General features: G+C 67.5%; 23 protein-coding genes. 7 read left to right on the forward strand and 16 right to left on the reverse strand.

What is annotated here, in order from left to right; genetic code table 11:
• Window positions 1–23: 23 nt before the first annotated feature.
• The 7 genes from ACSFA7_RS07225 to ACSFA7_RS07255 form a co-directional block, all read right to left on the reverse strand.
• Window positions 24–740 carry a branched-chain amino acid ABC transporter ATP-binding protein gene (locus tag ACSFA7_RS07225; protein ID WP_435498737.1) on the reverse strand — a complete coding sequence of 239 codons (717 nt, stop codon included), beginning with the start codon at window positions 738–740 and terminating at the stop codon, window positions 24–26.
• On the reverse strand, window positions 737–2,536 hold the full coding sequence (locus ACSFA7_RS07230) for an ABC transporter permease subunit (RefSeq protein WP_435498738.1): 1,800 nt from the start codon (window positions 2,534–2,536) through the stop codon (window positions 737–739). Before ACSFA7_RS07230 ends, ACSFA7_RS07225 begins: the two co-directional genes overlap by 4 nt.
• Window positions 2,537–2,540: 4 nt before the next feature.
• Window positions 2,541–3,374, reverse strand: a complete 834-nt coding sequence (locus tag ACSFA7_RS07235; RefSeq protein ID WP_435498739.1) for a branched-chain amino acid ABC transporter permease — start codon at window positions 3,372–3,374, stop codon at window positions 2,541–2,543.
• Window positions 3,375–3,410: 36 nt separating this feature from the next.
• Entirely contained in the window at window positions 3,411–4,571 is a 1,161-nt protein-coding gene (locus ACSFA7_RS07240) for a substrate-binding protein (RefSeq protein WP_435498740.1), read from the reverse strand.
• A gap of 67 nt (window positions 4,572–4,638) precedes the next feature.
• On the reverse strand, window positions 4,639–5,529 hold the full coding sequence (locus tag ACSFA7_RS07245; RefSeq protein ID WP_435498741.1) for a nitrilase family protein: 891 nt from the start codon (window positions 5,527–5,529) through the stop codon (window positions 4,639–4,641).
• Between the two features lie 154 nt (window positions 5,530–5,683).
• Window positions 5,684–6,325 (reverse strand): alpha-ketoglutarate-dependent dioxygenase AlkB, encoded by a 642-nt coding sequence (locus tag ACSFA7_RS07250; protein WP_435498742.1) that lies wholly within the window; start codon window positions 6,323–6,325, stop codon window positions 5,684–5,686.
• Window positions 6,312–8,630: an ATP-dependent DNA helicase gene (locus tag ACSFA7_RS07255; RefSeq protein ID WP_435498743.1), complete on the reverse strand. Its 2,319-nt coding sequence runs from the start codon at window positions 8,628–8,630 to the stop codon at window positions 6,312–6,314. Before ACSFA7_RS07255 ends, ACSFA7_RS07250 begins: the two co-directional genes overlap by 14 nt.
• A gap of 146 nt (window positions 8,631–8,776) precedes the next feature.
• Between ACSFA7_RS07255 and ACSFA7_RS07260 the strand changes: the two genes are divergently transcribed.
• The 6 genes from ACSFA7_RS07260 to ACSFA7_RS07285 all read left to right on the forward strand — a co-directional run bounded on the left by ACSFA7_RS07260 (window position 8,777) and on the right by ACSFA7_RS07285 (window position 15,937).
• Entirely contained in the window at window positions 8,777–12,274 is a 3,498-nt protein-coding gene (locus ACSFA7_RS07260; RefSeq protein WP_435498744.1) for a response regulator, read from the forward strand.
• Window positions 12,275–12,360: 86 nt separating this feature from the next.
• Entirely contained in the window at window positions 12,361–13,143 is a 783-nt protein-coding gene (locus ACSFA7_RS07265) for a CheR family methyltransferase (RefSeq protein WP_435498902.1), read from the forward strand.
• Window positions 13,140–13,745 carry a chemotaxis protein CheB gene (locus ACSFA7_RS07270; protein ID WP_435498745.1) on the forward strand — a complete coding sequence of 202 codons (606 nt, stop codon included), beginning with the start codon at window positions 13,140–13,142 and terminating at the stop codon, window positions 13,743–13,745. Before ACSFA7_RS07265 ends, ACSFA7_RS07270 begins: the two co-directional genes overlap by 4 nt.
• The gene (locus ACSFA7_RS07275; RefSeq protein WP_435498746.1) at window positions 13,735–14,952 is read left to right on the forward strand and encodes a hybrid sensor histidine kinase/response regulator; all 1,218 of its coding nucleotides are present in this window, start codon (window positions 13,735–13,737) and stop codon (window positions 14,950–14,952) included. Before ACSFA7_RS07270 ends, ACSFA7_RS07275 begins: the two co-directional genes overlap by 11 nt.
• 73 nt (window positions 14,953–15,025) lie before the next feature.
• Window positions 15,026–15,388 carry a response regulator gene (locus ACSFA7_RS07280; RefSeq protein WP_206173444.1) on the forward strand — a complete coding sequence of 121 codons (363 nt, stop codon included), beginning with the start codon at window positions 15,026–15,028 and terminating at the stop codon, window positions 15,386–15,388.
• Window positions 15,389–15,451: 63 nt separating this feature from the next.
• Window positions 15,452–15,937 (forward strand): hypothetical protein, encoded by a 486-nt coding sequence (locus ACSFA7_RS07285; protein ID WP_435498747.1) that lies wholly within the window; start codon window positions 15,452–15,454, stop codon window positions 15,935–15,937.
• Between the two features lie 22 nt (window positions 15,938–15,959).
• On the opposite strand, the gene ACSFA7_RS07290 is transcribed toward ACSFA7_RS07285, so the two are convergent.
• The 6 genes from ACSFA7_RS07290 to ACSFA7_RS07315 all read right to left on the reverse strand — a co-directional run bounded on the left by ACSFA7_RS07290 (window position 15,960) and on the right by ACSFA7_RS07315 (window position 21,895).
• The gene (locus tag ACSFA7_RS07290) at window positions 15,960–16,601 is read right to left on the reverse strand and encodes a CAP domain-containing protein (RefSeq protein ID WP_435498748.1); all 642 of its coding nucleotides are present in this window, start codon (window positions 16,599–16,601) and stop codon (window positions 15,960–15,962) included.
• 51 nt (window positions 16,602–16,652) lie between these two features.
• Window positions 16,653–16,997, reverse strand: coding sequence for a hypothetical protein (locus tag ACSFA7_RS07295; protein ID WP_435498749.1), 345 nt, complete (start codon window positions 16,995–16,997; stop codon window positions 16,653–16,655).
• A complete protein-coding gene (locus ACSFA7_RS07300; protein WP_435498750.1) occupies window positions 16,994–18,469 on the reverse strand; it encodes a DUF1501 domain-containing protein in 1,476 nt (491 codons plus the stop codon). The genes ACSFA7_RS07295 and ACSFA7_RS07300 overlap by 4 nt, the downstream gene beginning before the upstream one ends.
• 16 nt (window positions 18,470–18,485) lie before the next feature.
• On the reverse strand, window positions 18,486–20,309 hold the full coding sequence (locus tag ACSFA7_RS07305; protein ID WP_435498751.1) for a DUF1800 domain-containing protein: 1,824 nt from the start codon (window positions 20,307–20,309) through the stop codon (window positions 18,486–18,488).
• Between the two features lie 211 nt (window positions 20,310–20,520).
• Window positions 20,521–20,874: a hypothetical protein gene (locus tag ACSFA7_RS07310; RefSeq protein WP_435498752.1), complete on the reverse strand. Its 354-nt coding sequence runs from the start codon at window positions 20,872–20,874 to the stop codon at window positions 20,521–20,523.
• 73 nt (window positions 20,875–20,947) lie between these two features.
• Window positions 20,948–21,895 carry an adenylate/guanylate cyclase domain-containing protein gene (locus tag ACSFA7_RS07315; RefSeq protein ID WP_435498753.1) on the reverse strand — a complete coding sequence of 316 codons (948 nt, stop codon included), beginning with the start codon at window positions 21,893–21,895 and terminating at the stop codon, window positions 20,948–20,950.
• Window positions 21,896–22,159: 264 nt separating this feature from the next.
• Between ACSFA7_RS07315 and ACSFA7_RS07320 the strand changes: the two genes are divergently transcribed.
• Window positions 22,160–22,498, forward strand: coding sequence for a hypothetical protein (locus ACSFA7_RS07320; protein ID WP_206173451.1), 339 nt, complete (start codon window positions 22,160–22,162; stop codon window positions 22,496–22,498).
• A 45-nt stretch (window positions 22,499–22,543) separates the two neighbouring features.
• Here the strand turns inward: ACSFA7_RS07320 and ACSFA7_RS07325 are convergent, their stop codons facing one another.
• Genes ACSFA7_RS07325 through ACSFA7_RS07335 form a run of 3 tightly spaced genes read right to left on the reverse strand, consistent with a single transcriptional unit; the run spans window position 22,544 to window position 24,826 of the window.
• Entirely contained in the window at window positions 22,544–23,503 is a 960-nt protein-coding gene (locus ACSFA7_RS07325; protein WP_435498754.1) for an LD-carboxypeptidase, read from the reverse strand.
• Window positions 23,500–24,606, reverse strand: coding sequence for a tRNA adenosine(34) deaminase TadA (tadA, locus tag ACSFA7_RS07330; RefSeq protein ID WP_435498755.1), 1,107 nt, complete (start codon window positions 24,604–24,606; stop codon window positions 23,500–23,502). Before tadA ends, ACSFA7_RS07325 begins: the two co-directional genes overlap by 4 nt.
• Window positions 24,596–24,826 carry a hypothetical protein gene (locus tag ACSFA7_RS07335; RefSeq protein WP_435498756.1) on the reverse strand — a complete coding sequence of 77 codons (231 nt, stop codon included), beginning with the start codon at window positions 24,824–24,826 and terminating at the stop codon, window positions 24,596–24,598. The genes tadA and ACSFA7_RS07335 overlap by 11 nt, the downstream gene beginning before the upstream one ends.
• Window position 24,827: the final 1 nt, after the last annotated feature.

Below are 24,827 nucleotides of genomic sequence, written 5' to 3' on the forward strand. Positions count from 1 at the left end.
AATCCGTGCCTCCGCGTCCGAAGTCAGACACGCAGGTGATCGAAAACGGACGCTGCGGCACCTGGGGCCTTCGCATTTCCCTCGTCCACCAGCTCGCCCTGCTTGAGCACCACATAGCGGTCGGCGACCTGGAGCGCGAACGGCACGTTCTGCTCCACGATCAGCATCGCGGTGCCGCGCCGGGCGCGTTCGTCCATCAGCGCGCGGGCCAGCCGGTCGATGACCGAGGGTTGCAGCCCTTCGGTGATCTCGTCCAGCAGGATCATCGTGGGCCGCATCATCAGGGCACGGGCGAGCAGCAGCATTTTCTGCTCACCGCCCGAGAGCGTGCCCGCGTCCTGCTTCAGCCGGGTCTTGAAGACCGGGAACAGCGGCTCGATGTCCGCAAAGCGCTCGTCGAACACGGACTCTTTCGCGAGTCCCAGCCGCAGGTTGTCACGGATGCTCAGGTCGGCGAACAGCGCCTGCTCCTGCGCCGCATAGGCGATGCCCTGCCGCGCGATGCGGTGCGGCGGTTGCCGCGTGATGTCCTGCCCGTTCAGGTGGACGTGGCCGCCCTTCTTGGGCAGGTAGCCCATCACGGTCTTGAGCAGCGTGCTCTTGCCCATGCCGTTCTTGCCCAGGAGCGCCACGGCCTCGCCGGCTACGACGTCCAGCGACAGCCCGCGCAGTACCACGGAAGCCCCGTAGCCGCTGCTCAGTTGCTCCAGCCGCAATGCCTTCGTCTGGTCTTCGCTCATGCGGCCTCCTGCGGTGCGTGCGCGCTGCCGGCGTAGATGGTCTTCACCAGCGGCGAATTCACCACCTCCTCGAAGCTGCCCTGCATCACGATGGTTCCCTGGTGCAGCACCACGATGCGGGTGGCGATCTGCTCGACGAAATCGAGATCGTGTTCCACCAGCAGGCAGCACAGGCCATGGCGGTGCGCGAGCGACGAGAGCACCTCGCCGATCTGCGAACGTTCGGTCTTGGTGAGCCCTGCGGTCGGCTCGTCGAGCAGCACGATGCGCGGCTCCAGCGCCAGCACCATCGCGAGTTCGAGCGCCTGCTGCTCGCCGTGCGAGAGATCGCGCGCGACGGTGGCCAGCTTGGCGTCGAGCCCGGTAGTGCGCACCACGTCGAGCGCATAGGCCGGCAGGCGCAGCGCGGCCTCCTGGCGCACCAGCGAGGGCTTCTCGAGCAGGGTGCCCGCGATGCGAAGGCACTGCGCCACCGTGAGCGACTCGAAGATGTTGGCGTTCTGGAACTTGCGCCCGAGGCCGAAGCGCACGCAGGCCTCGGGCGGCAGGTCTCGGATGTCGTGGCCGCACAGCCTCACGGTGCCGGCGCTGCGCTCGGCCCCGTCGCTCATGCAGCGCATCAGCGTGGTCTTGCCCGCGCCGTTCGGCCCGATCAGCCCGACCAACTCGCCGGCGCGCGCTTCCAGGTCGATGCCCTGCAGCACCTTGAGCGCACCGTAGTGCTTCGCCACCTGCTGCATGTGCAGGGCCGGCTCGGTTGCCTCTGCCGCCACGCTCCTGCCCTGTCGTGCTTCGAGCACCGGAACGCGCGCGGCGATGCGGCCCAGCCCGAAGGGCTTGAGCAGCAGCGGCACCAGCCCCTGCGGCAGCAGCACGATGACCAACACGAAGGCCACGCCGACGATCAGTTGCCACGCGAACGGCATGCTGCCGCTGAGATAAGCCGTGGCCACGTTGATCAGCACCGCGCCGATCAGCGGCCCCCAGAGCGTGCCCCGCCCGCCCAGCGCGACCCAGATGATCAGCTCGGTGCCCAGCGCGAAGCCGGTGAGCTCGGGTGCCACCACGCCGCTGAACGCGCCGTAGCCGAAGCCGGCGATGCCCGCGACCATCGCCATGACGGTCAGCAGCGCGATCTTGACCGCCGCGGTCGGAATGCCGAGGTAGGTGCAGCGCGATTCGTTGTCGCGAATGGCGGCGAGCACGCGTCCGGCGTCGCTGCGCACCAGCAGCCAGCCCAGGAGGCCGAACAGCACGAGCATGCCCCCGGCCACCCAGTACCAGGCCTCGATCGAAAAGTCGAAGCTCTCGTAGCCGGTCAGGCCCGAGCTGGAGCCCGTCCACTGGCCGCCCGACAGCAGCAGTTGCGTCAGCACGATAGGCAGCACCAGCGAGATGACCGTCGCGAAGAACGGCGAGGCGCCCCGGTAGAACGACAGCCACCCCACCAGCGCCCCGACTGCCGCGCTGACGGCGATGGCGGCGCCCAGCGCCAGCAGCGCCGTCGACATGCTGAAACCGCTGTGCGTGAACACCAGCCCCGCCGCATAGGCGCCGATGCCGAAGAGGGCCGACTGGCCGAAGCTCAGGTAGCCCGTGTAGCCCCACAGCACATCGACCGTGATCGCGGCGATAGCGAAGAAGAAGGCCTTGACGAGGATGTTGAGCAGGTAGGTGTCGAACACCCAGGGCCCGGCCACGATCAGCAGCAGGCCGATGCCGCCCAGCACCGAGAGCCCGCGGCCCGAACGCAGCGTGGCGCGCAGCGAAGCAGGCGCCGTGGAGGCGATTGCCATGTTCTCAGCCACGGGCAAACCCCTTCGGACGGATGCGCAGCGTGACCGCCGCGAGCACCGCGATGGTCAGTCCGCCGAGCACCGGATTGGCATAGGTGCTCACCAGCACCTGGCAGGCCCCGAACACCACGCAGGTCAGCAAGAGGCTCGGCATCGAATGGCCCGACACCATGACCAGCATGAAGGCGCTCACCAGCCAGGGCAGCCCCATGTTCGGATCGACGCTGGACAGCGGCGTGATCATCGTGCCCGCCAGCGTGCCCAGCCCCGCACCCAGGCTGAAGGTGATGAAGCGCACGCGTCCCGCGTGGATGCCCAGGCCGCTGGCCAGCTCCTCGTTCATGATCACCGCGCGTGTGCGGATGCCGAAGCGCGTGCCGTTCAGCAGCGCGGTGAGCAGCAGGCACAGCGCGATGGCGATGGGCACCAGCAGCAGGCGATAGGCCGAGTAGTCCACGCCGCCGATCGACCAGGTGCCCGCGAGCGGCGCGTCGACGAACTGCACCTCGCGCCCGAACGCCATCACGATCGACTGCCCGATGACGATGCCCAGCCCCCAGGTCGCGAGGATGGCGTCGAGCGGACGCTTGTAGAGCGGTTTCACGATCAGCCATTCCACCGCCATGCCCGCCACCACGCCGACCACCAGCGCCAGCGGCCAGCTCAGCCACGGGTCGAGCTTGAGCTGGGTCACCACGTAGCTCGCATAGCCGCCCAGCGTGAGCAGCGCGCCGTGGGCGAAATTGACGATCTTCATGACCCCGAAGATCATCATCAGCCCGGCGGTGACGATGAAGAGCATCGCGGCGGTCGTGAGCAAATCCAGCAACAGCACCATGTAGAGGCCTTTGTCTGCGACGTTGTTTCTGCGACGTTATTTCAGGTTCGGGCACTGGGCACCGGGATCGACGCTCGCGAAGGTCTCGAGGATCTTGATCGATCCATCCGCCTGCACCTGACCCAGGCGCATCGACAGTGGCGTGTGGCGGCTCTTGTTCATCGACACCGCACCGCGCGGGCCGGTGAACGACACCTCGCCGAGCGCCTTGACCACCTTGGCCGCATCGGTCGAGCCGGCCTTTTCAACGGCGGCCTTGTAGAGGAAGAAGGCCTCGTACTGCGGCTCCGACAACTCGTTGGGCGTTTTCAGGTCGGCGCCGAACTTCTTCTTCATCGCATCGAGAAACTTCTTGTTCTCGGGAATGTCGATGCCCGTCAGGTACGAAGCCGACATGTACATGCCGCTGGCCACGTCGCCCATGGTCTTTGCCGTGCCCTCGTCGATCGCGAGGTTGCCGTAGGGCAGCGTGAGGCCCGCGCCCTTGAGCTGCTTGGCCAGCGAGACGTTGGGCGCGCCGCCCGCGGTGGCGCTGATGAGCGCATCGGGCTTGGCGGCGCGCAGCTTGGAGATCACCGAGGTCCAGTCGCTGCCGTCGATCGGCAGGTATTCCTCGCCCACCACCTTGCCGCCCTTCTGCTCGATGTACTTGCGGGTGAAGTCGAGCATGCCGCGGCCGAAGGCGTAGTCGTTGCCGACAAGGAAGAAGGTCTTGGCGTTCTTGCTCTTGAGGAAGTAGTCGACCACCGGTGCGACCTGCTGCTCGGGGACCCAGCCGTTCACGTACATCCAGTTGTTGCACGAGCGCCCCTCGTAGAACGAGGTGTAGATGTAGGGCACCTTGCCCTTGCTCACCACCGGCAGCGCCGCATTGCGCGCCGCGCTGTTCTCCATCGCGATGATGGCTGCCACCTTCTTCTGGAACACCAGCGTGTCGAAGGCCTTCTGCGCGCCGACGGCGCCGGAGGCGTCGTCCACGATCTCCAGCTCGACCTTGCGGCCGAGGATGCCGCCGGCGGCGTTGATCTCGTCGACGGCCAGCTGCGACGACTGCACCGCGGCCGGCGCCACGACGCTGTTGGCGCCCGACAGGCCGACCGCCACGCCGATGCGTAAGGGGTCGGCGGCCTGGGCGTGGGCAGCCAGCAAGGTGGCGGCCGTCATGGCGCCGAGGCGCAGGAGGGAAGCGATCTTCATGTTCAGAGTCCTCTTGGGGGTCGATGGAAAAGTTGAGTGGGTGACAGCGGAAAAAGAAACCGTGGGTTCAGTGCCGCGGCAGCGGCCAGCCCGTGCCCAGCATCGGGTCGTAGATGTCGTCGCGGCGGTCGCGCAGCACATCGTTGAACGCGTTCAGGTGGCGCGCCTGGCGCGATGCCTTGAGGTTGATGCGGGCGAAAAGAATCTCCTCGCCATCGTGCGAGGCGGGCCCCGCCAGCGGCCAGCCCTGCGCGCCCACGATCACGCTCTGCCCGACGAAGGGCTGGCCCCGCTCGGTGCCCGTGCGGTTGGCGCAGACGATGTTCATGCCGTTGCTGTGCGCGCTGGCCATCGCCAGCGTGGTGGCCATGGCCGGGCGGTCCGCGGGTTGCCGCGGCATGGGCACCCAGTTGGTCGGCATGCAGACGATGTCGACGCCCTGCATCGCGAGCAGGCGATAGGCCTCGGGGAACCAGCCGTCGTAGCAGATCATCACGCCCAGCCGGCCGAGCTCGGTGTGGAACACCGGCAGCCCCTTGTTGCCCGGTTCGAAGAACAGGTGTTCGTCGCCCCAGAGGTGCAGCTTGCGGTAGGTGCCGAGCCAGCCGCGCGGGCCGAGCACCGCGGCCGCGTTGTAGAGGCGGTCGTCCTCGCGCTCGGCGATGCCCGCGACCACGTGCACGTTGCAGCGCCGGGCCGCATCGGCCCAGGCCTGCGTGCTCGGCCCGTCGGGCACGGGCTCGGCCAGCGCGAAGGCCTCGGCACGGCTGGCGAACACGTAGCCGCTGTTGGCCAGTTCCGGCAGCACCACGATCGATGCGCCCTGTGCGGCCGCCTCTTCGATCAGTTGCACCGACCGTGCGACGTTGGCCGCTGTGTGGCCCACGTGCGGCTCCATCTGCACGCTCGCCACGACGAGGTCCGGAAAACCCAAGCCTTCTTCTTCCTGCACTGTCATTCAAGCTCCAAAAAGCAAAAAGCCCTCGACCCCGCTTGCGCGTTGTTCGAGGGCTTTCATAGCCGGTATGTGAAGCAGCGATGTTGCTGCCCGACGTGCACTCAAGGGCGAGTGCTGTCGTGGGGTCGGAGATTAGAAGAAGGTATTCGCGGTGTCAATTGGAATTTTCTGCGGCGCGCGGACGACGTGTGGACGAGGTGCGCAGCGTGATCGAGTAGCGCAAGGCTTCGGTCGGCGCAATCGCGTGCTGCCAGGCCCATCGCGCCGGACCGCGCAAGAGATAGATCGAGCGCGGCTCGATCAGGAACTGCACGTTGCCCGCATCGGAGGTCGATGCCCCGCCCGGCCGATAGGGCCTGAACTGCATCACCGCATCGCCGAGGAGCGAGACGCCTACGATCTCTTCGAAGTCCGGCACGTCGCGGTGCCAGCCGAGCGGCGTGCCGGGCTGGTACTCGGCGATCAGCATGTGGGTGAGCTCCTCGGGCGCAATGCCGAGCCATGCCGCCGCTCTCGCCCGCAATGGATGCAGCGTCTCGGGCAGCGGCGCACCGGGCTTGAGGCGGTTGGTGTCGAAGTCGTAGCTGCCGCCGAAGCTGGTGCCGCGGCGGCGCGCCGTGTATTCCTTGTAGCGCATCTCCTTGAGCGGCAAGGCCTGCACGATGCGCAGCAGCCCGGCCTCTTCATCCCTCGACAGGAACTCGCGCTCGTAGCGCAGCCCTTCGATGACGGCCGCGGGCGTTCCGCCGAACAGGTCGTCTTGCCCTGCGTGTTCGAGGCGTCTAACGGCGCGCATCGCCGGCCCTTCCCACCTCCACATGCCACCAGCGCGGCAGCAGTTCGCGGATCTCCGTTCGTGCAAAACGGTCGTCGAGCAGATGCAGCACGCCCTGGTCTTCCTCCGTGCGAATCACGCGCCCGGCCGCCTGCACCACCTTCTGCAGGCCCGGATAGAGATACGTGTATTCATAGCCCTTGCCGAAGCGCGACTGCATGCGCTCGCGCGTGATCTCGTTGAGCGCGTTGTACTGCGGCAGCCCCAGGCTCGCGACGAAGGCGCCGACGAGGCGGCTACCCGGCAGGTCGATGCCCTCGCCGAACGCGCCGCCGAGCACGGCGAAGCCGATGCCTCGGCCGCCCTCCTCGAAGCGCGCGATGAAACCGTGGCGGTCGGCCTCGAGCATGCCGCGCGTCTGCGTCCACACGGGCACGCCGGGGTGCCGCGCCGAGAAGGCGGCGCGAGCGCTCTCCAGGTAGTCGAAGCTGCTGAAGAAGGCCAGGTAGTTGCCGGGCATGCGCTCGAACTGGGCGCCGATGATGCCCGCCACGTTGCCCAGCGATCCGGCGCGATCGCGAAAGCGCGTGGAGACGTCCATCGCCACTTCGACGCGCAGTTGCCGGCTGTTGAACGGCGAGGCCACGTCGAGCAGCGCGGTGTCCGGCGGCAGGCCGAGCGCGTCGCGGTAGAACTCGAAGGGCGAGAGCGTGCCCGAGAAGCAGGTGACCGACACCGCATCCGCGAACCGTCCTTCGAGGAACGGCGCAGGCACGAGGTTGCGGATGGCCAGGGTGCGGTCTTGTTGCGTGATGCCGAGCGTGCGCTCGAACACGGAGTGGTCGTCGAACACCTCGGCGAGCCGGGCGAAGTGCAGCGCATCGAAGAAGAAGCGTTGCAGCGGCCCCTGCGCGGCCTCGGGCTTGGCGGCGAAGTACTCAGCCATGGCCGTGTTGGCGGCCTGCAGCGCGCGCACGAAACGCTCGGGGATCTCGTCGGCGGTTTCGTAGTTCTCGTTCTGCGACTGCTGCACGGTGTCCCACTCGCGAAAGAGCCGTGCGAGCGGGCCGCGCACCGGTGCGGGCGCGATGCGGTGCGCCTCTTCGAGCGCCCCGCCTTCGAGCTGCGCGGTGTACATGCCGCGCGCCCGCTCCAGCAGGTTGTGCGCTTCGTCCACGAGCACCGCCACGCGCCAGCCGGCGTCCTTCATCGTGGCGAAGAGGAAGGCACTGCCGTCGAAGTAATAGTTGTAGTCGCCCACGATCAGGTCGCTCCAGTGGGCCATTTCCTGCGCCAGGAAATAGGGGCACACCGTGTGCTGCAGCGCGACCTGCCGCAGCGCCTGCCGGTCGAGCCAGCCGGTCTGTGCGGCTTCGATGCGGGCGGCGGGCAAGCGGTCGTAGAAGCCCTTGGCGAGCGGGCACGAGTCGCCGTTGCAGGCGCGGTCGGGGTACTCGCAGACCTTTTCGCGCGCCGCGAGTTCGAGCACGCGCGGTTGCGCGCCATCCGCTGCACAGCCTTTGCCGAGCACTCGCAGCGCATCGAGCGCCACCGGCCGGCCGGAGGTCTTGGCGGTGAGGAAGAAAACCTTGTCGAGCTTCCCAGCCGCGCGAGCCTTGAGCAGCGGAAAGAGGGTGGCCAGCGTCTTGCCGATGCCGGTCGGCGCCTGCGCCATGAGGCAGCGCCCGCCGGCGGCGGCGCGGTAGACGGCTTCGGCCAGTTCGCGCTGGCCGGTGCGAAAGGACTGGTGCGGGAATGCGAGCTGCGCCAGCGTTCGGTCGAGCGCGCCGTGGTGGTCGGCTTCCTGCTGCGCCCACGCGGCGTAGCAGTCGCACAACGATTCGAAGTGCACGCGCAGCGCATCCCAGGTGTGGCGTTCCTCGAGCACGGTTTCCTCGCCGGTGGCGAGATCGAGGTAGACGAGCGCGACCGTCATCTGCGCGTGGCCATGCTGCTCGCACAGCATCCAGCCGTAGGTGCGGGCCTGTGCCCAGTGCAGCGCGCGGTGGTTGCCGCGGAGGGCGTCGAAGTCGCCGCGGAAGGTCTTGATCTCTTCCACGCGGGGTTCGTCGGGCGCATAGCCGTCGGCACGGCCGCGAACGCGCAGCGCGCCATGCCGGGCTTCGAGCGACACCTCGCTCTGATAGTTACCGCCCCGCCGCCCCTGCACCAGCGCATGGCCGGCCATGCCTTCGAGCGCGCTGGGCGCGGGCACGAAGCGCAGGTCGAGGTCGCCCGCCTTCGCGCCGAAGGCGCAGAGCGCCTTGACGGAAACGACGTAGGCGGCCGAAGCCGGATCTGGCGAGGTGGAGGAAGCCGGGGCCATCTCTCGAATGACTGTATGAAATCACAGTATAGCGAGAGACACAGTGTTAACGTTCATGGTCAATGTGTCCTGTCTCGGGGTCTTCTCCGACAGGATGACCCTCCCTTTTCGGCAAAACTCGACAAGTTTTGCTTACAAATGTGCCGATGAAAACTCCTGCCGCCATCGATCCCCACGACTTCGACCGTCTGCTGAGTCGCAATCTCAAGCTCCCGATGCTCGGGGGACTGTTCGGCGCCGTGGTGTTCGTCGGGCTCATCCTGTTCCTGCTCTCGACCATCAGCTGGGTCGAGCACACCGACCGCGTCACCCGTTCGGCCAGCGAACTACAGCGCCGCAGCATCGACATGGAAACGGGCCTGCGCGGCTTCCTGCTCACCGGCGAAGAGAGTTTCCTGGAGCCCTACCAGAGCGCCCTGCCGCGTCTGAAACCCGACACCGATGCGCTGCGCAAGCAAGTGTCGGACAACCAGCAACAGGTCGAGCGGGTCGATCGCATCGCCGGCCTGCAGGAAGCCTGGAACGAATTCGCCCGCGACATGATCACGGCCCGCCGCGCCGGCGGCGACATCCAGGCCATCGTGCGCCTGGGCCGCGGCAAGCGGCTGACCGACGACATGCGCGCCGAATACACCGCGTTCATGGACACCGAGCAGACCCTGCGCTTCCAGCGCAACAACGACGCCAACCGCACCAGCTGGTGGGTGGTCGGGCTCTTCCTGTTCTTCACGCTGACGCTGACCGCGCTGATCGCCTACTTCGGCCGCCGCCAGCTGGTGCGGCTGTCGGACAGCTACGACGTCGTGCTCAAGGAGCAGACGGCGCATTCCCAGCGGCTGTCGGAGGAAGCGTGGCTGCGCGGCGCCCAGACCGAGCTGGTGGGCGAACTGGTCGGCGAGCTGACCGCGCCGGACATGGGCCGCAAGATCCTCGCCTTCTTCTCGCGCCACCTGGGCAGCAGCGTCGGCGCGATGTATGTGCGGGAGCGCCACGGTCCGCTGCGCCGGGCTGCAAGCTATGGGTTCTCGGCCGATGCGGAGGCCTCGCCGCAGGTCTTCTCGCCCACCGAGAGCCTGGTGGGCCAGGCCGCCGCCGAGCGGCGCCGCATGCTGATCGACCCGATCGACGCCAGCTACCTCAAGGTCAACTCGGGCCTCGGTGAGATGGCGCCCAACACCGTGCTGCTGATGCCGGTGATGAGCGACGGCATCGTCAACGGCGTGGTCGAGCTCGGCCTGCCCGGCGCTCCCGACGAGCGCGCGAGCCAGCTGCTGGAGGTGGTGTGCGACGACATCGGCACCTCGCTCGCGGCGGCCCGCTACCGCGAGCAGTTGCAGGAAGTGCTGGCGGAGACCCAGCAACTCAACGAGGAACTGCAGGTGCAGCAGGAAGAACTGCGCACCGCCAACGAAGAGCTCGAAGAGCAGTCGCGCGCCCTGCGCGCCTCCCAGGCCATGCTGGAGAACCAGCAGGCCGAGCTGGAGCAGACCAACAGCCAGCTCTCCGAGCGCACCGAGGCGCTCGACCAGCGCAACACCGCCCTGCGCCGGGTGCAGCGCGACCTGGAAGACCGTGCCGACGAGCTGCAGCGCGCGAGCCGCTACAAGTCGGAGTTCCTCGCGAACATGTCGCACGAGCTTCGCACGCCGCTCAACAGCGCGCTGATCCTGGCCAAGCTGCTGGGCGACAACCCCCAGGGCAACCTCACGCTGGAGCAGGTGAAGTTCGCCGAGTCGATCTATTCGTCGGGCAACGACCTCCTGGTGCTGATCAACGACATCCTGGACATCGCCAAGGTCGAGGCGGGCAAGCTCGAGGTGGTGCCCGAAGACGTGTCGCTCGCACGGCTGGGGCAGAGCCTGGAGAGCACCTTCAGCCCGCTCGCGATGCAGAAGAGCCTGAGCTTCCGGCTCGAAGTGCAGCCCGGCGCGCCGGCCTCGCTGGTCACCGACCGGCAGCGGGTCGAGCAGATCCTGAAGAACCTGCTGTCCAACGCCCTCAAGTTCACCGACAAGGGCGAGGTGGCGCTGGTGGTCTCTGCCACGGCGGACGGCGGCGCGGCCTTCGCGGTGTCGGACTCGGGCATCGGCATCGACCCGCAGCAGCACGAGCTGATCTTCGAGGCCTTCCGCCAGGCCGACGGCACCACCAGCCGGCGCTACGGCGGCACGGGGCTGGGCCTGTCGATCTCGCGCGACCTCACGCACCTCCTGGGCGGCACGCTCACCGTGCAGAGCGAAGCCGGCAAGGGCAGCACCTTCATCCTGCAACTGCCGGCCCTCGCGCCGCAGGCTTCGGCGCAACAGGCCACCGCCCCCCGGAGCGTGCCGACCTATGCGCCCGGCAACCGCAGCCCCGCTGCCGCGCCCGTCGCGGTCGCACCGCAGGCGCCCTCGCCGCGGGCCGTGGTGCCGGCACCGCAGTTCGACGATGACCGCGCGATCCCGCGCGACCAGGTGCGGCGCGTGCTGGTGATCGAGGACGAGCCGCAGTTCGCGCACATCCTCTACGACCTGGCGCACGAGCTGGGCTACCGGTGCCTGGTGGCGCACGGCGCGGCCGACGGCTTCGAGCTGGCCACGCAGTTCGTGCCCGATGCGATCCTGCTGGACATGCGTCTGCCCGACAGCACCGGCCTCGATGTGCTGCAGAAACTCAAGGATTCGCCGCACACGCGCCACATCCCGATCCACGTGGTCTCGGCCGCCGACAACGCGCAGGCCGCCGCGCTGCACATGGGCGCCATCGGCTTCGCGCTGAAGCCGGCCACCCGCGACGAGCTGATGAAGGTGTTCGGCCGGCTCGAGGAAAAGCTCACGCAGAAGGTCAAGGTCGTGCTTCTGGTGGAAGACGACGAGCTGCAGCGCGAAGCCGTGATCAAGCTGATCGGCGACGACGACATCGAGATCGTCGCCGTCGGCTCCGGCGAAGAAGCGCTGGAGCTGCTGCGCACGCGCGTCTTCGACTGCATGGTCACCGACCTGCGGCTGCCCGACATGCAGGGCAGCGAGCTGCTCAAGGCCATGGCGGCGGAAGAGATCGTGTCGTTCCCGCCGGTCATCGTCTACACCGGTCGCAACCTCACGCGCGACGAGGAGACGGAGCTTCAGCGCTACTCGCGCTCGATCATCATCAAGGGTGCCCGCTCGCCGGAGCGCTTGCTCGACGAGGTGACGCTCTTCCTGCACAAGGTGGAGGCCTCGCTCTCCACCGAGCGTCAGGGCATGCTGAAGACCGCGCGCGGGCGCGACCGCATCTTCGAGGGCCGCACCATCCTGCTGGTGGACGACGACGTGCGCAACATCTTTGCCCTGACGAGTGCGCTGGAGCAGCGCGGCGCGGCGGTGGAGATCGGCCGCAACGGCCGCGAGGCGCTCGAGAAACTCGACCAGGTGCGCGAGATCGATCTGGTGCTGATGGACGTGATGATGCCGGAGATGGATGGCCTGGAAGCCACGCGGCGCCTGCGTGCCGACCCGCGCTTCGAGAAGATGCCGGTGATCGCCATCACCGCCAAGGCCATGAAGGACGACCGCGAGCAGTGCCTCGCAGCCGGCGCCAATGATTACCTCGCCAAGCCCGTCGACCTGGAGCGCCTGTTCTCGCTCCTGCGCGTATGGATGCCGAAGATGGAGCGCCTGTGACCGACAAGCCGCCCTCACCTCCGCCGTCTTCCCCACCCTCGCCGCTTCAGCCGCTGAGCGACACCGAGATCGAGCTGCGCCTCCTGATGGAGGCCATCTACCTCAAATACAGCTACGACTTCCGCAACTACACCACCGCCTCACAGAAGCGCCGCGTGCTGTATGCGCTCGACCAGCTCGGGCTGCCGAGCATCTCGGCGCTGCAGGAGAAAGTGCTGCGCGACGCGGGACTGTTCGGGCGACTGCTGCAGTTCCTGACGATTCCGGTGAGCGAGATGTTCCGCGACCCGTCGTACTTTCTAGCGCTGCGCGAGCACGTGGTGCCGATCCTGCACACCTACCCATCGGTGAAGGTGTGGGTGGCGGGCTGCAGCACGGGCGAGGAGGTGTTCTCGCTCGCCATCCTGCTGCGGGAAGAAGGCCTGCTCGAGCGCACCCAGATCTATGCGACCGACATCAACCCGGCCTCGCTCGAGAAGGCGCGCCAGGGGATCTTTCCGTTGGAAGCCATTCGCGGCTACACCACCAACTACCAGCGCGCGGGCGGGCGCAGTTCGTTTTCCGATTACTACACCGCCGCCTACGATGCGGCGCGCTTCGACCCGTCGCTCTGCGCCGACGTGATCTTTGCGGACCACAGCCTGGCGACCGACAGCGTGTTCGCAGAGACGCAGCTGGTGTCGTGCCGCAACGTGCTCATCTACTTCAACCGGCTGCTGCAGGACCGCGCCCTCGGGCTGTTCCACGAGTCGCTGTCGCACCGCGGCTTCCTGGGCCTCGGGTCCAAGGAAAGCATCGACTTCTCCGGCTATGCGGACCGCTTCGCGCCGCACGCCCGCGCCGAGCGCATCTACCGCAAGGCGACATGACGACGCTGCCTCGCCCCTATACCCGCAAGCGTGTGGACAAAGTCGTGCTCGGCGCTTCGGCCGGCGGCATCGATGCGCTCATGGTGCTGCTCGACGGACTGCCCGCGGGCTGGCGACTGCCGATGACGGTGGTGCTCCACCTGCCCGAGAACCACGACAGCCATCTCGCCGAGATCTTTGCGCTGCGCCTGCCCATTCCCGTGCACGAGGCGGCCGACAAGATGCCGGTCGCGGCCGGCTGCCTTTATTTCGCGCCGCCGGGCTATCACCTGTCGATCGAGCGCGAGCGCTGCTTCTCGCTCAGTTGCGAGGCGCCCGTGTTGTTCTCACGGCCATCCATCGACGTGCTGATGGCCTCGGCCGCCGATGCCTACGGCCCCGCGCTGGCCGGTTTTCTCCTGACCGGCGCCAACGACGACGGCGCCGAAGGTCTGCATTGCATTCACCTGGCCGGCGGACTCACCGCCGTGCAGGACCCCAAAGAAGCCCTGATTTCCATCATGCCCAACGCCGCCCTTGCGCGACACGCCCCCGACCACGTACTGCCGCTGCGCGAGCTTCGCGCCCTGCTCCTGCAACTGGAGGCCGCCCATGCCCATTGACGTCCAAAGCAAGCTGCTGATCGTCGATGACCTGCCGGAGAACCTGCTGGCGCTGGAGGCGCTGATCCGCTCGCCCGACCGCGTCGTGTACCGCGCCGGCTCGGCCGAGGCGGCGCTCTCGCTGCTCCTGGAACATGAATTCGCGCTCGCCATCGTCGATGTGCAGATGCCCGGCATGAACGGCTTCGAGCTGGCCGAAATGATGCGCGGCACCGAGCGCACGCGGCACATCCCGATCATCTTCGTGAGCGCCGCGGGGCGCGAACTGAACTACGCCTTCCAGGGCTACGAGAGCGGCGCGGTCGACTTCCTGCACAAGCCGCTCGATCCGCATGCGGTGGTCAGCAAGGTGAACGTGTTCGTCGACCTGTACCAGCACCGGAAGGCGTTGCGCCATGAGATGGAATCGCTCGCGGTCGCGCACCGCAAGCAGGAAGAGCTGGTGCAGCAGCTGCAGCACACCCAGCAAGAGCTGGAGCGCGCGGTGCGCATGCGCGACGACTTCATGTCGATGGTCTCGCACGAACTGCGCACGCCGCTCAACACGCTGTACCTAGAGGCGCAGCTGCGCCAGCTTCACCTTTCGAAGGGCAACCTCGCCAACTTCGCGGCGGACCGGCTGCCCGCGATGATCGAGCGCGACCAGCGGCAGATCCGCAACATGGTCCGCCTCATCGACGACATGCTCGATGTGACGCGCATGCGGCGCGATGCGCTGTCGATCCAGACCAAGCCGGTCGACCTGGCGGTGCTTGCCCGCGCCGTGGTCGAGAACCTGCGCCAGCAGGCCGAGGCCGCGGGCTCGGTGATCTCGCTCGAAGCGCCGGCCGAGCTGCGCGGCGTGTGGGACGAGTTCCGCATCGAACAGGTGCTGACCAACCTCTTGACCAACGCGCTGCGCTACGGCGGCGGCAAGCCGGTCGAGATGATGGTCGAGCGGGCCGGCGACGTGGCGCGCGTGAGCGTGCGCGACCACGGCATCGGCATCGCGCCCGAGGACCAGGCGCGCATCTTCGAGCAGTTCGAGCGCACCGAGCACAGCCGCCAGCATGCGGCCGGGCTGGGCCTCGGGCTCTACATCACGCGCAAGATCGTGGACCTGCACGCCGGGCAGATCGGCGTGGAGAGCGCGGCCGGCCAGGGCGCGCGCTTCACCGTCGAGTTACCGCTGCAGGCCGACGCCGCAGGCCCCGTGCCCCACGCGTAGGAACACCCCTACGGCACTCAGGACACATTCCGTTGATACTGCTGCTTTCGACTTAACAAAGAGACAAACCACCGTGAACGTGCTGATCGTCGATGACAACGAAGCCGCTGCCGACCTCTTGCAGGAACTGCTCACGCTGCAGGACCACACGGCCCGCTGCACCTACACGGCGCAGCAGGCGATGGACGCGGCGGCCGTGGAGCACTTCGATGCCGCGCTGATCGACCTCACCCTGCCCGACTTTCCGGGCACCGAGGTGGCGCGGCGGCTGCGCGCGAGCACTGCCGAAGGCACGCCGCGGTTGCTGGTTGCGATCTCGGGCTTCTCGGCGCAGGACGCGGCGGGCGAATCGGCCAAGGGGTTGTTCGACCATCACCTGCAGAAGCCGATCGACATTGCGCAGCTCGATCGCATCCTGGCGCAACCTTCGCTCTAGGCAAACCGGAGGCCTGTGCCGATGCGCTGCCTCTTCTTTCTTCCTGTCGTTCTCTCGCTTCTCATGCCGCTTGCATCGACGGCGGGATGGACCGACGGTGCCGGCAAGCCGATTCCGGATTCCGAATCCATGCGAAGCGATGGCGAGTTTCTTGTCCAATTGCTCATCACCCCGGACGAGGCTGAGCTCCGCAAGGCCTGGAGCACCTCCAGCCGCGCGCCGACGGTGCGGATCACCGACAGCGTGAAGCGCGGCATCAGTTCCAGCGCGATGCTGTTCCTGCGCGGCTGCGCGCCGAATGGCATGGGCCGGTGCGATGTGGTGGTCGAGTTCTTCCTGATCACTCCCAGCGGACAGCGCGTGCCGGCCGGAGGCGGTCCGCTCTGGACTTCGGAGCCGCCCCCGGCAACTTTGGTGCTCGGTTCGGCCAGCATGAACTTCAGCTTCGGCCCGGCCAATGAGACCGGGCTCTACAGCGTGCAGGCCAAGGTGGTCGACCGCATCGGCAAACACACGCTCGAACTGTGGGGCCGCATCCGGCTGGACTGACGCGCGCGGTCGTGGATGTCGGTCAGGGCGTTCCGAGCACCATCGTCCAGTAGTACGGATAGGCATTGCCCGCGCCACCGCGCACGCAGGCCAGCGCGACGTGCTTGTAGTTCGCGCCCATCAGGTTGCGGCAATGGCCTTCGCTCAGTTGCCACGAGTTCATGGCCGATGCAACGCTGGTCTGCCCGGCCGCGATGTTCTCGCCGACGCCCGACCACTTGTAGCCCGCGTCGGTGGCGCGGGTGCCCACGGTGCTGCCGTCCGAACCGGTGTGATCGAAGAAATTCTTCGCGACCATGTCGCGCGAATGGCGTGCCGCGGCCGCGTCGAGCTGGCTGTTCCAGGCGATGGGCGCGGCGGCCGGGTACTGCGTGGCGCCGCAGGTGCGCGCCTCGCTGCGGAACTGGTTGACGCGGGTGATGGTGTCCTGAACGAAGTCCGGCAGGCCGCAGCTTTCCAGCGCGGTGGGGCCGGGTGCGGGTGCAGGCGCGGGTGCAGCGGCGGGGTCCGGTGCCGGCGCAGGTGCGGGAGCGGCTGCAGGTGGAACGCCCAGCCCGAGCGGCAACGCACCGCCACCGCCGCCACCGCCTCCTCCCCCTCCGCACGATGCAAGCAACAGGGTCGCGAGGGTGCCGATGGCGGCGGTCTGGAATTTCGAACGCATGGTTTCTGGGGGCCTTGTGAAAGAGAAAAGAAAAAAAGAAAGGCAAGGGGTTCAAGCCCGGCGCATCGCCTTGAAGCGATAGCGCCGGAACCCGTTCTTCTGCATGAAGCTGATGGGCTCCCAGCCGCGCGCCAGCGCACGGTCGGTGATCTGCGCCATCTGCACGCCGAGGTAGTCCTGCAGGTTGTCGGACACCGAGAGCTCGAACTCCCGCAGCCCGCGGTCCAGCGCGTCGATGGCCGCGATGGCTCCCTCGACGCTGGAGTAGGGATGCATCGGCGTCAGGTCCGCACCGCGAACGGGGGAGGACGTCTTCCGCGACGGAAAGGACACGCGCGTGCCGCCGTCCTCCCCGATCAAGCCCTTCATCCCCTTCATGCCGCTCGTGTCGTTCATCCCATGAACCCCACGTTGCGCGGGTACGCGATGCCGCTCGGCGCCGTCATGCCGAAGTTCTTGAGGTTGGGCAGGATGCCGTCGAGCTGGTCGTCGGGCACACCGAACCAGCGCGCCAGCGTGCCCGCGTACTGGTCGACCGAGGTGGTGGGCAAGAGGCGGCCCTGTCCCACGTGCCACTGGTCGATGTCGCTCGCGGTGTTGGTGATGCTCACCGGCGGCGCCGTGCCGTAGATCGCCTTGCCCTTTACCGCACCGCCGACCACGAGGTGGTGGCCGCCCCAGCCGTGGTCGGAGCCATTGCTGTTGCTCGAGAGCGTGCGGCCGAAGTCGGAGGCGGTAAACGCCGTGACCTTGTCGGCCACGCCGAGCGCGATCGTCTGGTTGTGGAACGCGACCAGTGCCTCGGACAGCCCCTTCATCAATCCGGGCTGGCGCGCGATCAGGTCGTCGTGCAGGTCGAATCCGCCCATCGAGACGAAGAACACTTGGCGCTTGACGCCGAGCGCCTCGCGCCCGCGGATCAGGCGCGCCACCATCTTGAGCTGGTCGGCCAGGTAGTTCTGCGACGGGAAGGTGCCGGAGGGAAAGTCCGACTGGATCGCCTCGGTGATCTTTCCCTCGGCAGAGACCGCGCGCCGGATGACCTTGGTGTATTCGTTCTCCAGCGTATGGCCGCTCTCGCGTTGCACGATCTGCTGCATGGCCGCCTTCACCGTCGCCGAGCCGAAGAGGTTGCCGCCGGCGCCGCTCACCGCGCCGATGCGCACCGCGCCGCCCGTTCCCACCTGGTACTGCAGCGCCTGGTCGCCCGAGAGAAACACCGCATTGCCCGAGACCGACATGCAGGTGAAGAGCGATCCCATGTTCGGCCCAAGCGCCAGGTCGCCCAGGTTGCCGCCCCAGCCGACGGTCGAGCCTTCGGGCGAAGACGACTGCCAGACCGACTGCTGGTCGTTGTGCGAGAAAAGCTTGGGTGGAATCGGGAAGTCGCGGCGGTTGCTGCTGTTGTATTGCGCGCGCGTCAGCGGCTTGATCAACGGGCCGACGTTCAGCTGCACCGCCACCTTGCCCTGGTTGTTGAAGAGGTCGGCCAGCCCCGTCATCGACGGATGCAGCGCGTACGCGCGCCCGCCCGGGAGCGCCTGCATCGGCTTGAGCTCGGTCGCGGCCAGCGCGGCGCGCGCGATGGCGATGCCGCCGCCCGCCTCGCCGTTGCCGCCACGGATCAGGCTGTACTTGCCGTAGCTGTCGGCGTCGTAGGTGACAACGGTGTTTGCATAGTCGTTGCCACCGAAGAGAAACACGCACACCAGCGCGCGGTAATCGTCGCCGGGCGCGGCCTGGGCGGCGGCCTCGCCCATGGCGGCGAGGTTGAGCGCGAACGGCAGCGCGGTGCCGGCCATCGCGAGTTGGCCCGTGCGGCGGAGGAACGCGCGGCGGGTGTGACGGGCGGGATCGATCAGGTACATGAAAGACGCTCTCGCTTTATTTCTGGACAAGGTATTCGGGCGAACCCATCACCAGGAGGACGGCGGCGCAGATGCGATTGAGCTTTGCGCCGTCGCTGCTCGCCGCCGTGAGGTTGGGCGTGGCGAGCGCGGTGGTGATGAGGGCGACGGTCGAGGCGGCCAGCTGGTTGCCGGTCAGCACCAGGTTGAGCCGACGCACCAGCGCGGCCGGATCGAGCACCAGCGCCTTCTCGGCGGCATAGCTCGCCAGCACGTCCTTGCCGTTGAAGCCGCTGGGCAGCACGCTCTGCATGAAGTTGAGGTACCCGCCCACGCTGCTTTCATTGACCAGCTGGAACTCGGGCGCCACCAGCTTGCTGCTCGCGATGGCGGTCGATGGCGGCACATAGCCGGGCCGGAAGAAGTTGAAGACCGAGGGCGAGCGCAGCGGGCTCTGGCCGAGGCCGAAGCTCGCGTCCGAGAGGATGCCGATCTTCCACGCGTCGGTGGCCGAGGCGATGCCGCAGGTACGGCCCCACTGCACGAAGCGCAGCATCGGCTCGCGCAGGCGCCCGAAGTTCGGGTCCGAGAGACCGCCCGGGCCGCGCGCCTCGTCGTCCAGCAGGATGGCCGCGAACACGCTCTTCATGTCGCCACGCACGCCCGCGCCGTTGTTGGCAAAGACACCGGCCACCCGCTTGACGTAGGCCGGGCTCGGGTTGCTGGTCACCAGCCGCTGGATCAGTTGCTTGCCGATGAAGGGGCCGACGTTGGGGTGGTTGAAGAGCGCATCGAGTGCGATCTTCAGCGCCGCCGGGCCGGGCGTGCCGCCGGGCACGGTGGTGCCGAGGAACTTCGCCTCCAGCATGGAGTGGTTCGCGGCCAGGTAGGCCATGGGGCGCGTGGTCCAGTCCTTGGTGTCGAAGGCGCCGCCACCGTTGGGCGGCCTGAAGCCCTCGCGCTCCCCGGCGCGGATATCGAGCACATAGCCGGTGAAGACGCGCGCAAGGTTCGTCACGTCGTCCTGCGTGTAGGTGTCCAGCGGCTGGCCGTCGGGGCCGGTCTTCACCGTGCCGTCGGCGTTGAGCTGCGACAGGCCGATGGTCATGAGCTGCATGACTTCGCGCGCGTAGTTCTCGTCAGGCTGCCGGCCGCGGCCGTCTTCCTTGCGGTTGTCGCGGGTGTTGAGATAGAAGCCCATCGCAGGGTTGAGCGTGATGTCTTCCAGCAGCGTGCGGAAGTTGCCGGTGACGCCCGCGACCAGGGTGTCGAAGTACTGGGCCATCATGGCGTGGGGCCAGTTCGAGCCGATCTCGTTGGCCGAGACCACGAAGATCTCGCTGAGCGCGAGCGCCATGCGCTTGCGCACCGGATCGGCCGACACCATCAGCTGGCGCCAGATGGCGGCGTCGATCGCGGCGGAGTCCCAGGGCTTGCTGTCGATCCACTCCCACGCCGACTGCGCGCGCGGTGCGCTGAACTGCTCGCTGAGCCAGGGCAGGTAGCCCTTGTTGCGCACGTCTGCAATCTCGGCGTCCGAGGCCGAGAACTGGGCCTGCAGCAGGAAGCGCGCGGCTTCGTCGTCGGTCTTGGCCTGTGTGTAGCGGTAGGGGCCCGCGTCCGGTCCCGCGCCGGGGCCCGGAGCAGGCAGGCCGCCGAGGCCGCCGCCGAATCCGCCCCCGCCGCTTCCCCCGCCACCGCCACCACCGCAGGCCGCGAGCGCAGCCGCGATGGAGAACGTCGCCAGGGCCTTCAAGGGCCTGGACGACGTTTCGGTCTCGCTTGTATCTGTTGCCGGCGCATCGACGTACGCCAAATCGTCGGCCACGCTTGCGCAGCCGGCTTCTATCGGTTCCACCATGTTTCCTCGCTCCTGCGGCGTTCTTGCGCCGGGAGCGATCAAGGCAAGTGCCGTGCCCTGCGGATTTCGGTGGTGAGAACCTTTGACGACGGGGTCGTCAATCCAATAATTGTGACTTTATGTGACTTTTTCGTCACTTGTGAAACAAAATTGGCAGCTCCAGAGACCTGCGCGAGCAAGTCTTAAGCTAGTGCGCGCCTGTGTGAGGACTTCAGTCCTGCTCGTCGTCCCATTCGTAGCCGTTCGGCGGGCGGTACGGATAGCCGGGACCGTAGTAGATGCGTCCGGGCGGCGGGCTGTAGATGGGGGCCGGGCGGTAGTACACCGGCGGCGGCGGCCGGTAGTAGACGGGCGGTGCGGGCTGGTAGTAGATCGGTGCCGGGTAATAAACCGGCGGCGGCACGTAGTACGGCGCCGGATAGCCGCCGCCCACATAACCGGGCGTGCCGATCTGCACCGACCAGTGGCCGCGCGCATTCGCGGCGCCAGCGGCGAGCAACGCGCCGGCCGCGATCGCGCCGAGGGTTGCCCATTTGAAAACAGAAGAATGTTGTTTGAAGTTCACAGTGGCTCCAGGCCAAGGGCGAACAGCGCCCGGTTCACAAGCAACGCCCGACGCGTTGCGCCGGTGCACCTTCTCAAGGGCTCACCTCGCGGCGCGACAGCATCACCTCGCCGCCAGTCGTGCTGAAGGCGATGGTCGGGGCGCTGAAGTCACTCAGCGGCGCGCCCAGGCCAATTTCGCCGCGGCCGTGCAGCACGCATTCCTCGCGGCGCAGGGCGATCTCGGTGCTCGGCCCGCCGTTGCCATGAAAGCGCACCCAGGTGCCATAGGTGCTGATGTCGATCAGCACACAGCTGCCCTGCCGCATCTCGATGCGCGCATGCAGCCGCGAGACCCGCGGGTCGCTGACCACGAACTGCGCGTCGTCGACACGGCCCAGGTGGATCGGCAACTGCTCGCTGCTGAACATGGAGCGCACGTCGAGCCAGGACAGCTCGATCTGGCCGAACGACGAGTCCGGCATCCGCATCGGCGCCAGCGCGGCCGGCACGGTGAGGAAGGTGGTCACGTCCTCCTGCCAGTCGATGCGGTGCACCACCGACATCTCGCTGCGGCCGCGGATGTTGATGAGCCCGAGGTCGCGATGCTGGACGCTGCCTTCGCGCAGCTGCGAGATGACCGCATCGGTCACCCAGATCTGGCCGGGACCGGCCAGGTCGCTCAGCCGCGAGGCGAGGTTGACGGCATCGCCGAAGCAGTCGCCCTCCAGCTCGACCACCTCGCCGCTGGCCACGCCGATCTGCAGCGCCATGCGCAGCGGCGCCGGCCAGACCTGCAAACGCTTCTGGTGGTAGCGCTGGAGTTCGATCACCGCATGCGTGGCGGCCGCGCCGCTTGAGAAGATGGCGAACACGCCGTCTCCCAGCGACTTCACCACGCGGCCGCCGTGCGCCTGGCAGACACCGCCGATCCACTGGGTCAGGCGCGTCACCGTCTCGGTGGCCCGTGCATTCCCCATGGCTTCGAAGACCCGGGTGCTCCCCGTCAGGTCCGCGAAAACGACTGTGGCATTGACACCCATACTGTCCTGTACTCGGTAGCGATCGCTGGTTGATTATGGTCAGGAAGCCTTGCGGCCCCCTTCCCGTGTTTTGGTTGACATATGCCCAACCCTGGCCCCGCCGGAGGATGTAGTACTTTTGATATCAAATTTCAATGAGCGCTGAAAGTGATACGTAAAGCTTGTTGTTTGCAGACAAGAAACACTGTTTAACATCTTGTGTAATGCCGAACTCAAGCTTAAGGTAGCGGCCGTCTCGGCTTCCGGCAATACGCTATTCGTCACATGGTGCTCTTCCGCCGCATTTTTCGTCTGCTGAATGTGCCCAGTTTCGGTTCCCGCCAGGCGACTGAAAGCCAGTTGGGGCGGATTCGCACGGCCATGCTGTCGGTGCTCCAGGCCCATGGCGGCCATTCGATCCAGCGCGTCAGCCAGCGCGTGCGCTTCGCGGTCGACGTCGAAGCCCTCTGGTACCTGCGGCAGGACGTGATGACCGCCCTGAGCGCCATCGACGGCGAATCCGCCGCCCGCCGCCAGATGAAATCCATCAACAGCATGTTCAAGGGCGGCTTGCCCGGCTCGATGGGTCCGCGCGCCCATCAGCGTTTCACCAACAACGGCTGAAGGCGGAGGGGCTTTCGACAGCCGCTGCCCGCCAGCCGGGCGACATCAGTGTGCGTGCGCGTGGTCATGGTCGTGCGAATGGGCATGGCGATGCCCCCACACGAGGAAGACGTCGCACCCTTCGGCCGCCATCGCCACCTTCGCTCCCACCGGCAGCAGCACCTTCGTCGGCACGTGGCCGAACGGCAGGCCCGTGAGCACCGGCACCTTTTTCAATGACGCGCGCAACCGGTCGACCACGGTATCGAGCCCGAACCCGCGGTCGTAGCCGGGCACCTTGCGAATGCCGGTGAACTGGCCGAACACGATCGCCTTCTGCTTCGCAAGCACGCCAGCCATCTTCAGCTGGTCGAGCATGCGTTCGATGCGATAGGGATGCTCGTTGGTGTCCTCGATGAAGAGGATGCCCTTGTCGACCGCCGGAAAGTACGGCGTGCCGAGCAGGCTGGTCAGCACGCAGAGGTTGCCGCCCCAGAGCACCGCGTCTTCCACGGGCTTGAACTTCAGGTCGGCATCGCGCGCCGGCATGCGCCAGCCGGTGCCTTCGCCCTGCCCGCTCAACAGATCGTCGAAACAGGCTTCCATGATGTCGTCGGCACCAGCTTCGGCGCCGAAGTCTTCGCCGACCGCGGGGCCCGACCAGGTGACCGCGCCGGTCTTGACGAGCAGCGCGTTCTGCAGCGCGGTGAAGTCGCTGCAGCCGACGAACTCGGTGCCGCGGTGGATCGCCTTGGCCACGACCTTGTACGGGATCTGGTCGAGGATGCGCGTGAGGCCGTAGCCGCCACGTGCGATGAGCGCGATGTTCGCGCCGCTCGCAGCGGCTCGCGAAATGGCGGCCAGCCGCGTGGCATCGTCGCCCGCAAAACGCTGGTGCACGGAGAGTGCATCGGCGTCGATCTCGACTTCGTGGCCCAGGGCCTGGAGTCTCTTCACGCCGCGCCGGAAGGCGGCCTTGTCGCGGATCGCGCTGGAGGGAGAGTAGATGTAGATGTGTTTGGTCACGAGGTCGAGTATCCCATTGCGTTGCGCGCCAGCCGGGCGAGCGCCGCGGCCTGCGCGGCCGTCGGGCCCGAGGACGAAGCGATCGGTCCGAGCGCGCGCAGCGCGGCTTCGTAGCCGCGGTCGGGGTACGGCGCGCGCCATGCGTCCTTGATGCGCTCGCCGCCATCGGGAGCAACGATGGCAGCCACGAAACGATCGGCGGCGGTGGCTTGCAACAACGATGCAAGTTCGCTGGCCGCAGCACTGTGCACCAGCACCACGGGCTGCGGCTGCACGCGGTCCAGCCATTCGAGCAGCACATCGCGGTGCCATGCGAGCTTGTGCGCGGCTTCGCGCTTGGGCTTGTCGCTCTTGCCGAAGCCGATGAGGTCGGGCACCAGGGTGCGCAGCCCCTGTGTACCGACGAGATGGCGGAAGAAGTAGCCCCATTCGCCGGGGCCATGCAGGCAGAGGCAGCAGGCCAGTTGGCCGTCTTCGCCCTGCTCGTCCACATAGTGCATGCGCCAGCCTTGCAGGCTCGGCAAGTCCTGCACGTGGTGCGGCGCAAAGGCGTAGTCGCTCAGCGAAGCGAAGCGTTCGGGAGGCGTGCGCAGCGCGTCGTCGCGCAAGGGCTCAGCCTGCTCGCGCGCCACGCTGCGCCGCTGCTGGAAGAAGCCCTGCAGCACCGCGCTGCATGCCTCCGCGAGCACGCCGCCCTGCACTTGCGTGCGGTGGTTCAGCCGCGGCTCGGCAAAGAGATCGAGCACCGATCCCGCTGCCCCGGTCTTGGGATCGGCCGCGCCGAACACCACCCGCGCGAGCCGCGAATGCAGCATTGCGCCCGCACACATCGCGCAGGGCTCGAGCGTGACGAACAGCTCGCAGCCGTCGAGCCGGTAGTTGCCCAGCGCGGCGGCACCAGCGCGCAGTGCGTTGATTTCCGCATGGGCGCTCGGGTCGCGCTGCGCCACGGGCGTGTTGCGGCCGGTCGCGATGACCTGGCCGTCCTTGACCAGCACCGCGCCCACCGGCACCTCGCCCGCCTCGGCCGCGAGACGCGCCTCGGCCAGCGCGAGCGCCATCCAGTGCGCGTCGTTTGTCTGCGAGGGCAACTCAGTTGTCATCCGGCATCTTGCGCGGCTGCGTCGCGGCGTCGAGCGCGTCCTTCACCTGCTGCTGCACCTGCTGGCTCTGCGTGCGCACATCGACGGGCGCCTCGCCGGGGACGGGGGCCGCGGCACCAGGCACGGACGGCAACGCGGGCGCCACGGCCGTCGTCAGTTGCTTCTTGGCGATCAGCCCGACGATCACAAGCGCCAGCACCAGGCCAAGCAATCCGAACATG

This window comes from Variovorax trehalosi (genome assembly GCF_051216415.1).
GTDB lineage: Bacteria > Pseudomonadota > Gammaproteobacteria > Burkholderiales > Burkholderiaceae_C > Variovorax.

What these genes read in the sequence shown, in the direction of transcription:
- ACSFA7_RS07255 (WP_435498743.1), bottom strand. Translation starts at nt 8,630, where the DNA reads ATGGCCCCGGCTTCCTCCACCTCGCCAGATCCGGCTTCGGCCGCCTAC.
- ACSFA7_RS07295 (WP_435498749.1), bottom strand. Translation starts at nt 16,997, where the DNA reads ATGAACGACACGAGCGGCATGAAGGGGATGAAGGGCTTGATCGGGGAG.
- ACSFA7_RS07270 (WP_435498745.1), top strand. Translation starts at nt 13,140, where the DNA reads ATGACGACGCTGCCTCGCCCCTATACCCGCAAGCGTGTGGACAAAGTC.
- ACSFA7_RS07320 (WP_206173451.1), top strand. Translation starts at nt 22,160, where the DNA reads ATGGTGCTCTTCCGCCGCATTTTTCGTCTGCTGAATGTGCCCAGTTTC.
- ACSFA7_RS07235 (WP_435498739.1), bottom strand. Translation starts at nt 3,374, where the DNA reads ATGGTGCTGTTGCTGGATTTGCTCACGACCGCCGCGATGCTCTTCATC.
- ACSFA7_RS07305 (WP_435498751.1), bottom strand. Translation starts at nt 20,309, where the DNA reads ATGGTGGAACCGATAGAAGCCGGCTGCGCAAGCGTGGCCGACGATTTG.
- ACSFA7_RS07275 (WP_435498746.1), top strand. Translation starts at nt 13,735, where the DNA reads ATGCCCATTGACGTCCAAAGCAAGCTGCTGATCGTCGATGACCTGCCG.
- ACSFA7_RS07230 (WP_435498738.1), bottom strand. Translation starts at nt 2,536, where the DNA reads ATGGCAATCGCCTCCACGGCGCCTGCTTCGCTGCGCGCCACGCTGCGT.
- ACSFA7_RS07290 (WP_435498748.1), bottom strand. Translation starts at nt 16,601, where the DNA reads ATGCGTTCGAAATTCCAGACCGCCGCCATCGGCACCCTCGCGACCCTG.
- ACSFA7_RS07285 (WP_435498747.1), top strand. Translation starts at nt 15,452, where the DNA reads ATGCCGCTTGCATCGACGGCGGGATGGACCGACGGTGCCGGCAAGCCG.
- ACSFA7_RS07250 (WP_435498742.1), bottom strand. Translation starts at nt 6,325, where the DNA reads ATGCGCGCCGTTAGACGCCTCGAACACGCAGGGCAAGACGACCTGTTC.
- ACSFA7_RS07225 (WP_435498737.1), bottom strand. Translation starts at nt 740, where the DNA reads ATGAGCGAAGACCAGACGAAGGCATTGCGGCTGGAGCAACTGAGCAGC.
- ACSFA7_RS07260 (WP_435498744.1), top strand. Translation starts at nt 8,777, where the DNA reads ATGAAAACTCCTGCCGCCATCGATCCCCACGACTTCGACCGTCTGCTG.
- ACSFA7_RS07240 (WP_435498740.1), bottom strand. Translation starts at nt 4,571, where the DNA reads ATGAAGATCGCTTCCCTCCTGCGCCTCGGCGCCATGACGGCCGCCACC.
- ACSFA7_RS07300 (WP_435498750.1), bottom strand. Translation starts at nt 18,469, where the DNA reads ATGTACCTGATCGATCCCGCCCGTCACACCCGCCGCGCGTTCCTCCGC.
- tadA (WP_435498755.1), bottom strand. Translation starts at nt 24,606, where the DNA reads ATGACAACTGAGTTGCCCTCGCAGACAAACGACGCGCACTGGATGGCG.
- ACSFA7_RS07335 (WP_435498756.1), bottom strand. Translation starts at nt 24,826, where the DNA reads ATGTTCGGATTGCTTGGCCTGGTGCTGGCGCTTGTGATCGTCGGGCTG.
- ACSFA7_RS07245 (WP_435498741.1), bottom strand. Translation starts at nt 5,529, where the DNA reads ATGACAGTGCAGGAAGAAGAAGGCTTGGGTTTTCCGGACCTCGTCGTG.
- ACSFA7_RS07265 (WP_435498902.1), top strand. Translation starts at nt 12,361, where the DNA reads ATGGAGGCCATCTACCTCAAATACAGCTACGACTTCCGCAACTACACC.
- ACSFA7_RS07315 (WP_435498753.1), bottom strand. Translation starts at nt 21,895, where the DNA reads ATGGGTGTCAATGCCACAGTCGTTTTCGCGGACCTGACGGGGAGCACC.